General features: G+C 70.0%; 12 protein-coding genes. 4 read left to right on the forward strand and 8 right to left on the reverse strand.

Going from position 1 to position 12,567, the window contains the following annotated elements:
* Positions 1-99 precede the first annotated feature (99 nt).
* Complete coding sequence (gene dacB / locus ACWDO5_RS24990; protein ID WP_450532588.1) at positions 100-1,692, reverse strand: D-alanyl-D-alanine carboxypeptidase/D-alanyl-D-alanine endopeptidase; 1,593 nt, start codon at positions 1,690-1,692, stop codon at positions 100-102.
* A 524-nt stretch (positions 1,693-2,216) separates the two neighbouring features.
* Between dacB and ACWDO5_RS24995 the strand changes: the two genes are divergently transcribed.
* Complete coding sequence (locus ACWDO5_RS24995) at positions 2,217-2,930, forward strand: M23 family metallopeptidase (RefSeq protein ID WP_450532589.1); 714 nt, start codon at positions 2,217-2,219, stop codon at positions 2,928-2,930.
* A 30-nt stretch (positions 2,931-2,960) separates the two neighbouring features.
* On the opposite strand, the gene ACWDO5_RS25000 is transcribed toward ACWDO5_RS24995, so the two are convergent.
* The gene (locus ACWDO5_RS25000; protein ID WP_450532590.1) at positions 2,961-3,521 is read right to left on the reverse strand and encodes a TetR/AcrR family transcriptional regulator; all 561 of its coding nucleotides are present in this window, start codon (positions 3,519-3,521) and stop codon (positions 2,961-2,963) included.
* Positions 3,522-3,625: 104 nt separating this feature from the next.
* On the opposite strand from ACWDO5_RS25000, the gene ACWDO5_RS25005 reads away from it, so the two are divergent.
* Positions 3,626-5,278 carry an MDR family MFS transporter gene (locus ACWDO5_RS25005; RefSeq protein ID WP_450532591.1) on the forward strand — a complete coding sequence of 551 codons (1,653 nt, stop codon included), beginning with the start codon at positions 3,626-3,628 and terminating at the stop codon, positions 5,276-5,278.
* A gap of 239 nt (positions 5,279-5,517) precedes the next feature.
* On the opposite strand, the gene cseC is transcribed toward ACWDO5_RS25005, so the two are convergent.
* The 5 genes from cseC to ACWDO5_RS25030 form a co-directional block, all read right to left on the reverse strand.
* Positions 5,518-6,840, reverse strand: a complete 1,323-nt coding sequence (cseC, locus tag ACWDO5_RS25010) for a two-component system sensor histidine kinase CseC (RefSeq protein WP_450532592.1) — start codon at positions 6,838-6,840, stop codon at positions 5,518-5,520.
* Positions 6,837-7,544, reverse strand: a complete 708-nt coding sequence (cseB, locus tag ACWDO5_RS25015; RefSeq protein ID WP_450532593.1) for a two-component system response regulator CseB — start codon at positions 7,542-7,544, stop codon at positions 6,837-6,839. The genes cseC and cseB overlap by 4 nt, the downstream gene beginning before the upstream one ends.
* Positions 7,545-7,561: 17 nt before the next feature.
* Positions 7,562-8,224, reverse strand: a complete 663-nt coding sequence (locus tag ACWDO5_RS25020; protein ID WP_450532594.1) for a hypothetical protein — start codon at positions 8,222-8,224, stop codon at positions 7,562-7,564.
* Entirely contained in the window at positions 8,212-8,784 is a 573-nt protein-coding gene (locus ACWDO5_RS25025) for a SigE family RNA polymerase sigma factor (RefSeq protein ID WP_450532595.1), read from the reverse strand. The genes ACWDO5_RS25020 and ACWDO5_RS25025 overlap by 13 nt, the downstream gene beginning before the upstream one ends.
* Positions 8,785-8,965: 181 nt before the next feature.
* Complete coding sequence (locus tag ACWDO5_RS25030) at positions 8,966-9,874, reverse strand: A/G-specific adenine glycosylase (protein WP_450532596.1); 909 nt, start codon at positions 9,872-9,874, stop codon at positions 8,966-8,968.
* A gap of 79 nt (positions 9,875-9,953) precedes the next feature.
* On the opposite strand from ACWDO5_RS25030, the gene ACWDO5_RS25035 reads away from it, so the two are divergent.
* Both ACWDO5_RS25035 and ACWDO5_RS25040 read left to right on the forward strand, forming a co-directional pair.
* On the forward strand, positions 9,954-10,088 hold the full coding sequence (locus ACWDO5_RS25035) for a hypothetical protein (RefSeq protein ID WP_450532597.1): 135 nt from the start codon (positions 9,954-9,956) through the stop codon (positions 10,086-10,088).
* Between the two features lie 344 nt (positions 10,089-10,432).
* On the forward strand, positions 10,433-11,245 hold the full coding sequence (locus tag ACWDO5_RS25040) for a hypothetical protein (RefSeq protein WP_450532599.1): 813 nt from the start codon (positions 10,433-10,435) through the stop codon (positions 11,243-11,245).
* 177 nt (positions 11,246-11,422) lie between these two features.
* Here ACWDO5_RS25040 and disA read toward each other — a convergent pair whose 3' ends face one another.
* Positions 11,423-12,547: a DNA integrity scanning diadenylate cyclase DisA gene (gene disA / locus ACWDO5_RS25045; RefSeq protein WP_450532600.1), complete on the reverse strand. Its 1,125-nt coding sequence runs from the start codon at positions 12,545-12,547 to the stop codon at positions 11,423-11,425.
* Positions 12,548-12,567 lie beyond the last annotated feature (20 nt).

Consider the following 12,567-nt stretch of genomic DNA (forward strand, 5'->3'; position numbering starts at 1 on the left):
GTCGAGTAAGTGGTCCCGAACCGACTGGATGGCGTCGGCGAGCTCGCCGTCCGTCATGGCCCGGACCGTACCTTCCGTACGGTCCGGGCGACCGGCGTTTCAGCAGAACTTCGGCTTCTGCCAGGAGCATTCGAGACCGGCCGCAGGCTCGGTGCCGCGTGCGGCCTTCGGCGGTACGGCGGCGATCGTGCCCCCGGCCGTGTCGGACCTGGCCAGTGTCACCACGATCGCGTCCTCGACGCTCTTCACCGAAGAGGCCAGATAGTTGTTGAGCACGACGCTGTAGACGAGCTCACGGCCGCCGACGTCCGTGACGTACCCGGAGAGCGCCGAAGCGCCCGTCAACGAGCCGGTCTTACCGCGGGCGTTGAGGGCCGCCGGGGTCGCGCACATCCGGGAGCGCAGGGTGCCGCCGATGGCGCGGTCCGCGTTGCAGGCTACTGGGAGGGACGCTGACCAGTCGGAGTACCAGGGGGCGTCCCGTACCGAGAGGAGCAGGGTGGCGAGCTGCTGGGCCGGGAAGAGGTTCATCCGGGTCAGGCCCGAGCCGTCGAACTGGCGGATGGTGGAGGTCTGCACGCCCTCCTGCTTCAGGTAGCCGGCGATCGCCGACAGTCCCGCGTCCCAGGTGCCGCGGCCGGCCGTCTCGTAGCCGATCGTCTTGGTGAGCGCCTCGGCGTGCATGTTGTTGGACAGCTTCATGAACGGGAACATCAACTCCCGCAACGGCATGGAGCTGTGCGAGGCAAGGAGCTTCGCCTCGGGCGGGGTGGGACGGCCGAGGCGGGGACTGCCGGCGATGCGTACGCCATGGGCGGCGAGCGCGTCGGAGAAGACCGCTGCGGCGTAGCCGGTGGGCTCCCAGACGGCCACCCACTCCTTGGTGGCGCTCGCGCCGACCGGGATGTTCCCGCTGACGGTGATCGTGTTGGTGCCGTGCTGCCGCTCGACGGCAAGGGTGTCGGGCTGTCCGGCGGGGACGGTGGTGCCGCGGATGTCGATGCGTACGTACTCGGTGGGTGGGGTGAGCTTCACGCGCGGCTTGTCGCCCGGCGCGGCGCCGGGGAGCGCCTCGACGACGACCGTGCCGGAGTCGTAGTCGGTGTCGGGCGCGACGGTGAGCGGCGAGATCTGCGCGGAGTAGTACGAGGACTCGTCGTCCGCGGCCCAGGAGCGGCCGAGGCGCTGGGTGTCGAATCGGGTGTCGTCCGCTACGAGGCGGCCGGTGACACGGGTGACGCCGGAGGCGGCCAGGTCGGCGGCGAGCCGGTCGTAGTCCTTGGCGAGTGTTGTCGGGTCGCCGCCGCCGCGCAGATAGAGGTCGCCGCGGAGGATGGAGCCGTGGCGGGTGCCGGTGGACAGGACGTCGGTGGAGTAGCGGTAGTCGGGGCCGAGCAGCGCCATCGCGGCGGCGGAGGTGGCGAGCTTGGTGTTGGAGGCGGGCATGAGGCGGTCGGCACCGTCCCGCTGATAGAGGCGCTCCCCAGTGGCGGCGTCGGCGATCACCACGCTCGCGGCTCCGCCGTCCATGCGGGCGTCGGCGAGGATTTTGTCGATGGCGCCCTTGAGGCCGGTGTCGGAGGGGCCGGCCCCGGCGGGCGCGCTCCAGGTGAGCGTGCAGGCGAGCCCGATGACGACGGGCAGGATCCAGCCTCGGGAGCGCCGGCTCGAGCGAATCACGGGTCTACTCATGGCACAGGAGCATCCCGGACGGGCGTGCGCGCGGGAAGAACGCCTGGACGCCCGGGCGGGTCCCGGAAGGGTCTCGGAGGGCTCTCCGAGGGGTCTTGGAGGGGGCTCGCGGAGGGGCGGTTCTCCGTTGAATCCGTGACAAGGCCCACAGGCATTTCGGGGTCTACTAGCCGGAGTAGTGGGCTGGATCGGCTCTGATGCGGGATCTGGGGCCAGGATTGGCCGGGACCTTCGGCCCTCCGGTGTCCGATGGCGGGGGATCCGGGGTGGATGTCGCATTCGCACGGTTCGTGCGCCGTCTGTACGTGGGGTTAAACCTCTGCGAGTCGGGTGATTTGGGCTGATTTGCGAGGTGGCCCCAAAGGGGGACAGGAGGGCGTCAAGAGGCAAAATCCCGGCGTGGCGACTACGACCGGATGTCGTAGATGGGTGGTTTTGGGCATGGCGGGGGCGTGGGTTACCAAGGTGTGGCCAAGCCCGGCGCGGAGGTGCCGGGTCCCTTAATGCCTCGGAGGTTTACTCCAATGTCGCAGCGTGCCATGTCCCACCTTCCCCGCCCGTCCGCCTTCCGTACCCGCGCTGCCGTCCTGGCCGCCGGCCTGGGAGCGTCGATGGTGCTCGGAGCCGGGGCCGCGTTCGCCGCTGGGACCAGTGCGCCGGCGGCTGCCACGTCCGCCACCGCGGTGGACGCCTCGAGCGCCGTCGCCGCGCAGGCCCTGGCGCAGTCCAAGGCCGCCGCCGCCGCGAAGACGGCAGCGGCCGCGAAGTCCAAGGCCGCCAAGCCCAAGGCCGCCAAGCCCAAGGCGGCGAAGAAGGCCGGGTCCTGGGTCAAGCCCGTCACCGGCTACACGCTGACCGCGAGCTTCAACCAGGGCGGCAACATGTGGTCGCACAAGCACTCCGGCCAGGACTTCGCCGTTCCCGTCGGCACCCCGGTCAAGGCCGCCTACAACGGTGTCGTCGTGAAGGCCGGCCCGAACGGCGGCGGCGACGGTCCCGCGTACGGCAACGCCATCGTGGTCAAGCACGCCAATGGCAAGTACTCGCAGTACGCCCACCTGTCGAAGGTCAACGTCACGGTCGGCAAAAGCGTGAAGGCGGGCCAGGTCATCGCCCGGTCCGGCAACACCGGCAACTCGTCCGGTCCGCACCTGCACTTCGAGATCCGTACGACCCCGAACTACGGTTCCGCGGTCAACCCGATGGCCTACCTGCGCTCGGCGGGCGTCACCATCTGACGCTGCGGCGGGTGTACCTGCCGGTGACCGTCAGTGTGTGACGTGGTGAGCCTGGCTCACCAGGTCGATGGCGACATCGAGGAGGGCCTGGCGCTTGTCCTCCGGGTCGGCCTCGATGTCCTTCAGTGCGAACATTCCGGCGTGCATCGTGAAGAGCGCGCTGATGCAGCGGACCTGGTCGACCAGGGCCCCCTCCGGTTCCTTGATGAGCTCGAGCATCACCATCATGCGGTCCTTGAAGGTCGCGCCGATGCTCAGATCGCGCATCGCGGCCTGGTTCTCCTGCATGAAGCGGAAGAGCGGGGCCGCGCCGACGAGGGCCTCGCTGTAGCGGCGCAGGATCTCCTGCTTGGTCTCCAGGGTGTGCGGCTGGGTCTGCCCCCACTCGATCAGCTCGTCCATCGGCCTGGCCAGGTCCTGGAAAAGGCTGATCACGATGTCTTCCTTGGTCTTGAAGTGGTAGTACAGCGCCGCCTTCGTGACATCGAGGGCCTCCGCGATCTCGCGCAGTGACGTCTTCTCGTAGCCCCGCTCGGCGAAGAGCTCCAGGGCCACGTCCTGAATGCGCTGGCGGGTGTTGCCTCTGGCCATGGGGGCTCTCCTGAAAACTTACTTGACGCCCGGCTAGTTACGGGACTACCTTCCCAGTGTAGTCAACTAGCCGGGCGGCAAGTAAGTGCCAGGGAGCGGGAACGATGGTCGATATAGCGAAAGACGAGGAACAGCCGAGCGCTGACCCCCAGCCGCGCCCAGGGGCACAGCCCGGGGCGGAGGGGCAGCCGGGCGGCGAGGGGCAGCCGGGCACTGAGCCCCAGCCCCGCAGCGTGCGGGTGGTGATACTCGCGCTCATGATCGCCATGCTGCTGGCCATGCTCGACAACATGATCGTCGGCACCGCGATGCCGACCATCGTCGGCGAGCTGGGCGGCCTCGCGCATCTGTCCTGGGTGGTAACCGCGTACACCCTGGCCACCGCCGCCTCCACCCCGATCTGGGGCAAGCTCGGCGACATGTACGGCCGGAAGGGCGTCTTCCTCACCTCCATCGTGATCTTCCTGATCGGCTCGGTCCTGAGCGGCATGGCCCAGGACATGGGGCAGCTGATCGGCTTCCGTGCCGTCCAGGGCCTGGGTGCGGGCGGGCTGATGGTCGGCGTCATGGCGATCATCGGGGACCTCGTGCCGCCGCGGGAGCGCGGTAAGTACCAGGGCATGATGGCCGCCGTCATGGCCGTCGCCATGATCGGCGGACCGCTGGCCGGCGGGACCATCACCGACCACCTCGGCTGGCGCTGGAGCTTCTACATCAACCTGCCGCTGGGCGCCGTCGCGCTCGCCATGGTCACCGCGGTGCTCCACCTGCCGAAGAAGGAACGAACCTACGCGCGCATCGACTATCTGGGCGCCGGGCTGCTGACCGTGGGCATCACCACGATCGTGCTGGTCACGACCTGGGGCGGTACGGAGTACGCCTGGGACTCCGCCGTGATCATGGAGCTCATCGCGATCGGCGTCGCCGCGCTCACCGGCTTCCTGTACGCCGAGACGAGGGCGGCCGAGCCGATCATGCCGCTGCACATCTTCCGCAGCCGCAACTTCACGCTGATGTCGGTGATCGGCTTCATGGCCGGGTTCATGATGTTCGGCGCGGTGCTGTTCCTGCCGCTGTTCCAGCAGTCCGTCCAGGGCGCTTCGGCGACCAACTCCGGTCTGCTTCTGCTGCCGATGCTGATGTCGATGCTGGTCGTCTCGATGGTCGTGGGCCGGATCACCACCAACACCGGCAAGTACCGGCTCTTCCCGGTCATCGGCGGCGGGCTGATGGTGACAGGGCTGTTCCTGCTCGCGCAGATGGACACCGAGACCTCGCGGCTGACCTCCGGGATCTACATGGCGGTGCTCGGCGCAGGCATGGGCTTCCTGATGCAGATCACCATGCTGGTCGCGCAGAACAGCGTCGAGCAGAAGGACATGGGCGTCGCGTCCTCCGCGGCCACTCTCTTCCGTACACTCGGTGCCTCTTTCGGCGTCGCGATCATGGGCGCGCTGTTCACCGGCCGGGTGCAGGACGAGATGGCGGCGCGCGGCGGGTCCACGGCCACCCAGCAGTCCGCGCAGCTGGACGCCGCGAGCCTGGCGAAGCTGCCTGACCCGGTCCGTCAGGCGTACGAGTTCGCTGTGGCGTCCGGGACGCACGTGGCCTTCCTCGTGGGTGCGGCGGTCGCGGTGATCGGCTTCGTGGCGGCCTTCTTCGTCAAGGAGGTTCCGCTGCGCGGGGCGGCGCCGGCCGCTGCACCGGCGCCTGACGCGGCCGCCCCGACCGTGGACAAGGTGGCCGAACAGGTCTGACCTCGACAAACCCCCTGGCGGACGGCCCCCGGCGTGCCCGCAGGGGGCCGTTGTCAGTGGTGCGTGTCAGCATCGGGTGTGACGTGGGTTCGTGCAGCCGCCGCAGGACCGTCCGTACGGCACGGAGACGATCCTGCGCGACGACTCGGGCGACTGGTACTCCTGCACCCAGCGGCGCGAGGGCGGGCTCGATCTGGACAAGGACTGGTCCTGCTGGTCCGGGAGCAGGGCCGGTTCCGCTAGTCGGGCAGCGTCATCATCGGGAAACTGCCGGTGTTCGTCGGCGCGTGCTCGGGGAGCCACAGCACCGCGATCGCGCCGCCCGACTCGCCCATCGGCGTCGCGGTCCCCTCCGGCGCGGCATTGCGGAACGTCAGCCGCGCGCCGAGGACCCTCGCCTGGCCCGCAGCGATCGTCAGGCCCAGGCCGTGGCCCGTCCCCGCGCGGTCGCTGGAGCCCGTGCGGAAGCGGCTCGGGCCCTCCCGCAGCAGCGCATCGGGGAAGCCCGGACCGTGGTCGCGGACCCGAACCACGCGGCCCTCGACCGTGACCTCGACCGGCGGCTTGCCGTACCTGGCGGCGTTGGTCAGCAGATTGAGCAGGATGCGCTCCAGCCGCCGCGGATCGGTGCTGACCCACGACTCGTGGACGATGCGGACAACCACATCGGGGTTCAGCACCGTGATCCGGCGGCTGACGAAGTCACCGAGCGAGATCTCCTGGAGCTCGGCCCGCTCCGACGCACTGTCGAGCCTGGCCACCTCCAGGACGTCCTCGACCAGCGTCCGCATGGCCTGCGCCCGGTCCCGTACGAGCTCGGTCGGGCGGCCGGGCGGCAGCAGCTCGGCCGCAGTGAGCAGCCCGGTCACGGGGGTGCGCAGCTCGTGCGCGATGTCGGCGGTGACGCGGCGCTCCGCCTCGATACGCTCGTTCAGGGCGTCGGTCAGCGCGTCCACGGCGCGGGCGAGGTCGTCGGTCTCGTCGCGTACGACACCGCCGATAGCGTCCCTGACCCGTACCTCCGTATTGCCCTGCGCGACGTTGCCGGCGGCTGCGGCGGCCTTCCGCAGCCGGCGGGAGAGCTGCCCGCCGATCAGCACGCCGAGCGCACAGCCGCCGAAGACCACCGAGACCGAGCCGATGATCAGCGCCCGGTCGAGGTCCTTCATGACGGTGGCGCTGCGGCCCTCGAACCGGGTGTGCAGGGAGAGCACGTCGCCGTTGGACAGCGGTACGGCGGCCCAGATGTCGGGCGTGCCGCCGTTGCCCTCGTCCACATAGGTGCCGCGCCGCTTCTCGCGCATCAGCTTCTGGAGCGCCCTGGGCAGCGCGGGGTCATTGATCTTTGTGTTGAAGCGCGGGTCCTTGTTCTTGGACGTCTCGTACCAGCGCTGCGCGAGCAGCACCCGGTCCATCTGCACATCGCGGGTGTTGTCCAGCATCGAGACGCGGGCGGCGTTGTGCACGACAAGGCTCAGCGCCATGGTGATCAGCGCGCCGACGCCCGCGATCGCGATGCTGATCTTCCAGCGGACTCCCGTGCGCAGTACGAGCCGGTTCATGCCTTGAGCTTGTAACCGAAGCCGCGGACCGTTTCGATCCGGTCCTGTCCGATCTTGGTGCGCAGCCGCTGGACATGGACGTCCACGACCCGGGTGTCGCCGCCCCAGCCATAGTCCCAGACCCGCTCAAGCAGCTTGTCTCGGGAGAGCACGGTCCCGGGCGTGGACGAGAACTCCAGCAGCAGCCGCATCTCGGTCGGCGTCAGTGCCACCGGAGCACCCCCCTTGCGCACCTCCATGCCCTCCGTGTCGATCTCCAGATCGCCGAAGGCCAGCAGCGCCGCCTGCGGATCCTGACCCGCCGGGGCCGCACCGCCGCCCGCCGCGCCGGCCGCGTGGCCGAAGCGGCGCAGCACCGCGCGGATGCGGGCGACCAGCACCGCGCCGTCGAACGGCTTGGTGACGTAGTCATCGGCGCCGGCCTCCAGGCCGAGCACCACGTCGATCGAGTCGGCGCGCGCCGACAGCATGATCACGGGCACGGTCGACTCGTCCCGGATACGGCGGCACAGGCTTACGCCGTCCAGACCCGGCACCATCACATCGAGCAGCGCGATGTCCGGGCGGTTCGCCCGGAACGCATCCAGGCCCTGCAGCCCGTCGGGCATCGCGGTGACCACGAAGCCGTTCCGCTCCAGGGCGAGCTGGGTCGCCTCACGGATGACGTCGTCGTCCTCGACGAACAGGACATGGGTCTCGGCCATCCCCGCTGCTCTCAGTTCTAGTTCGGTACGGGCGGTTCAGTGGCGACAACCTCGCCCTCTCCGACCGTTCTGCTGAATTCGTTGCGTACCCAGTGCTGCCGGACGAACGTCCCGCCCGACCAGTGGTACGTGATCACTTCCTCGCCGGACGGCTCGGCGACCGGATCACCCTTGGCATACACCTGCTTGGTCACCACCAGGTCGCCCCGGTCGATCGCGGAGTACACCGCGGGCTCCTCGGCGGCGAACACGTTCTCGTACTTGTCGCCGGTCTCGCGGTACACATAGGTGCCCATGCCCACTGCGTCGCCGCACGTCAGCACATTGACGACGACATCGGGCGTGGCCCCGCCGGTGAGGTTCCCGAACGACGTGTCCACCGGGTAGGAGTCCCGGGCGCACGGCCTGAGGTCGGCTTTGACCCGCTCGCTGACCTTCGGATCGTTCATGATCAGCTTCACCGCGTTGACGGCCTCGGTCTTCTGCGCGCCGCCGGTGGGGGACGCGTTGGGCGAGGGGGTGGTCTTGGCGACCGCGTCGGCATGCGCGGCGCCTTCGTCCTTGACTCCGGTGCCGCCCGTGGAGCAGGCGACGCCGAACACGCCTACGACGGCGAGCCCGGCCATCGCCGCGCCGCTCGCCAGGCTCCCGTTGCCGCCCCTGCCAGTCAGGCCGCGCACCGCTCCCGCCCCCGTCCGTCGCACTCACTGTTACGCCGTACCTCGCCGCGCTCCAGGGCGCGGGCGTCCAGGTCCCGGCTCTCCAGCTCCTGACGGAGCCGGGCCAGCGCCCGGTGCAGCGTGCTCTTCACCGTACCGGCCGACATGCCGAGCGCGGCAGCGGTCTCCTCCGTGCTCATCTGCTCCCAGTGTCGCAGCACCACGACGCTGCGCTGCTTGGGGGCGAGCACCTTCAGGATGTCCATCAGCAGGGCGCGGTCAGCGCGCTGCTCACTGCCGTCGTCGACACTCGCGTCGGGCAACTGCTCGGTGGGAACCTCTTCCAGCTTGCGGGCCCGCCACCACTCCGTACGCGTATTGATCATCACACGGCGGAGGTACGCGTCGGCCAGCGACTTGTCCGCGATGCCGTCCCAGCGTCCGTAGGTGCGGACCAGGGCGGTCTGCAGCAGGTCCTGCGCGTCGGTCGGGTCAGGGACGAGACGCCGGGCGCTGCGCAGCAGAGCCTCCTGCCGGTTGCGTACGTACTCTTCGAATTCGAGCACCTCGCCGTGCGCCATTCCAACCGCCTCCGTCCCCGTGAGCCCCGCGACAACCACTGCCGTTCCCTTGCTTCACAAGAAGCTACGAAGGTGTTGTCACGAGGCTGTGCGGAGCAGCCCTCGGAGGGCGCACGGCCATCCATCGGTTGTGTAACAGCAGATGTTTCAGGTGCGGTTCGAGTGGGAATCGGCTGCGGGCTCAGCTGTGAGGAAGTCGGTAGAGGCCGTTCTCCAGGGGTTCCACAAGCCCGTCGGCGACCAGTCCGTCCAGCGCCCGGGCCCGCTGGACCGGCTCGTGCCAGACCGCGTCCAGCGCCGACTGCGGCACCGGCGCCACCGTCTCGCGCAGCACGGCGAGGAGTCTGCCGCGCACCTGCCGGTCCGTTCCCGCGTACGTCTGGCCGCGGCGCGCCGGACCTTCGTACGCGGGCTTCCCGGCCAGCCGCCACGCGCACCGCGCGGCGATCGGGCAGCGCGCGCAGTCCTCGTTCTTCGCCGTGCACACCAGCGCGCCCAGCTCCATGGAGGCCGCAGCCCAGCGGGCCGCGGTCGCCTCGTCGTCGGGCAGCAGCGCGCGGGCCAGCTTCCGCTCGACGGCGGTCGTCGCGGGCGGCGGGTACTGGATGCCCGTCGCGGCGCGGGCCAGGACCCGGCGGACGTTGGTGTCGAGGACGGCATGGCGCTGTCCGTACGCGAAGGAGGCCACCGCGGCCGCCGTGTACTCGCCGATACCGGGCAGCGAGAGCAACTGCGCGTGGTCGCTCGGCACATCACCGCCGTGCCGCTCCGTTATTGCCTGCGCGGCCTCGTGCAGGCGCAGCGCACGCCGCGGATAGCCGAGCCGGCCCCAGGCGCGGACCGCCTCGCCGGGCGCGTCGGCCGCCAGATCGGCCGGGCGCGGCCAGCGCGCCAGCCACTGCTGGTACACCGGGAGCACTCGGTTGACGGGTGTCTGCTGCAGCATGAACTCGCTGACCATCACACCCCAGGCGCCGGCCTCGGGGCGGCGCCAGGGCAGATCGCGGGCGTGCTCGTCGAACCAGGCGATGACCGGCGTGTGGAGGGACGCCGCGTCGGCCGGGGCAGGGTCTGTGGTGGTGTCAGTCATGGCCCTCTGATCCTGGCACGACAAGGGGAGCGGACGCTGCATACGCTCCGGGCGCCGCCGAAGCCTCAATCCCGGCCCGGTGAACCAGACCACCACGCCCGTACGGCTCATGCAGATCGTGGCGACGATCGCCACCGCCGGCCGGGTCAGCGCCTCGACGGAGACGACCGCGACCGCGGCGCCGAGCAGCAGCCCCGCCGTCATATCGTGCTGAAAGTGAACATGCGGACTTCGCTCACCACATAGCCGGCGGCGGTCGCGATCGGCGATGGCTGTCGCACCCGAATTCCCGCTGCGGGCCCGCCACCACGTGACGAGGAACAGCGCCCCGGAGAGCAGGAGCCCTGCCTCGGTCCGGAGTTCGGGTGATGTGGTGGCCGATGGTCACGGACCGTACGCGGCAGGCCCGGGCGGTCACCCGTAGCGATCGGTAAGGGGTGGCCTTGACGAAAGTTGGGGGTGCGTGCGGCGCCGGCCGTGATGATGATCGCCAGAACTCGCGAAGTCGGGCGGCGGATGGGACGGGAGTTGGCCGCGATCTCTCGTAGAGTTTGGGCCGTGGGATCTCTGCGCAATCCGATCGGGCCGCTCCCCTCCTCCATCTACTGGCGACGGAGGGCAGTCGCGGCGTCTTTGATCGCGCTGCTCGCGCTGCTGATCGTATGGGCCGTCAGTTCAGGTGGCGGCAACGGCAACGGAAGCAGGGACGACGGCAGCGCCAACGGCTCCGGTCCCGCGCCCTCCATCACCCCCGGGCCCTCCCAGTCCGGACCAGCCATCAGCGAACAGCCGGGCGGACGCGACGAGTCGGGCAACTCCGGCGCGAGCGACGGCAGCGCCGACAGCGGCGGTACGGCCGCGGGCGGTGACGGTGGCACGGGCGGTGACGGAGGCAAGAACGGCGACAATGGAACGGGTGGAGCGGCCAGTGGCGGCGCGGGCGGCCAGCAGGTCCCGGCCGGTTCGACCCTCCCTGACTGCTCCCCGGGCGCACTGAAGATGACCCTGCGCACGGTCAAGGTCTCGTACCAGCCGGGGGAGAAGCCCGCGTTCCAGCTCGTCGTGTCCAACTCGTCGGCGACGACCTGCAAGGCGGACTTCGGTCCCAAGGCGGCGGTGCTGACGGTCACCGACGATGGGGACAACGAGGTGTGGTCCTCGAAGGACTGCCCGCGCACGGCCGGCGGTCTGCTGCTGCGGGTCCCGGCGGGCGCGACGATCACGCACACGGTGGAGTGGGACCGCAGGCGGAGCGCGCCGCAGTGTGCGACGCCGCCCGCGGGGGCGGTTGCCGCCGGTACGTATCTGGTGGAAGCGACGTTCCCGGGGGTGACGGTGCTGCCGGCGTCGTTCCGCCTGGAGAAGGAGTAGCCGGCCGGGGCCGGGTTGTTCTCAATATCCCCCAGCTACTGCTGGGAGGTGCCCCAGGACGGGCTTGATCACAGCCCGTCCCGTGGCTGCGGCGGCGTCCTGCCACCCGCTTGTCTCATCGAACGCCGGACAGGCCTGAAAGTTCAGCCCGTCCGGGGATTGAGGACGGAACCCCAGTTACACGTACCGCTCGAGGATGGACGACTCCGCGAGCCGCGAGAGGCCCTCGCGCACACTGCGGGCCCGCGCCTCGCCCACGCCGTCGACCGTCTGCAGATCGTCGACGCTCGCCGCGAGCAGCTTCTGCAGGCCGCCGAAGTGCTCGACAAGCCGCTCGATGATCGCGCCCGGCAGCCGCGGCACCTTCGCCAGCAGCCGGTAACCGCGCGGCGACACCACGGAGTCGAGCGTCTCGGGTGAACCGCTGTAGCCCAACGCCCTTGCCACTACGGGCAGTTCGAGTAGCTCGGTGTGGGTGAGGTCGTTCAGCTCGGCGAGCGCCTCGCCGACCGTCCGGGACCGCTTCGCCGTCGGCTCCGGCACATAGTCACGTACGACCAGCTCGCGCTCCGGCTCCACGCCCGCGATCAACTCGTCCAGCTGCAGGGCGAGCAGACGGCCGTCGGTGCCCAACTCCACCACGTACTCGGCGATCTCCGTGGCGATCCGGCGCACCATCTCCAGGCGCTGCGCCACCGCCGTGACGTCCCGGACCGTCACCAGGTCCTCGATCTCCAGCGCGGAGAGCGTGCCGGCGACCTCGTCGAGGCGGAGCTTGTACCGCTCCAGCGTTGCGAGCGCCTGGTTGGCGCGGGACAGGATCGCGGCCGACTCCTCGAGGACCCGGCGCTCACCGTCCACGTACAGCGCGATCAGCCGCATCGACTGCGACACTGAGACGACCGGGAAGCCGCACTGCCGGGAGACCCGGTCCGCCGTGCGGTGTCGGGTGCCCGTCTCCTCGGTGGGGATGGATGCGTCCGGGACCAGCTGCACACCGGCCCGGTGGATCTTGGTGATGTCCTTGTCGAGGATGAGTGCGCCGTCGAGCTTGCACAGCTCACGCAGCCGGGTCGCGGTGAACTCCACGTCCAGCACGAAACCGCCGGTGCACATCGACTCGACGGTCTTGTCCATGCCGAGGACGATCAGGCCTCCGGTGTTGCCGCGGAGGATCCGCTCCAGGCCGTCGCGCAAGGCCTGACCGGGCGCGACCGCGCTCAGGGCGGCGCGGATCAGCGCTTCGTTGCCGGAGCCTTGGCCGGACTTTCCGGGTGCTGCTGCCCGGTCGTTGGCTGCCACTGCACTCCTCCGGCTCGTAC

This window comes from Streptomyces sp. NPDC000880 (assembly GCF_053599675.1).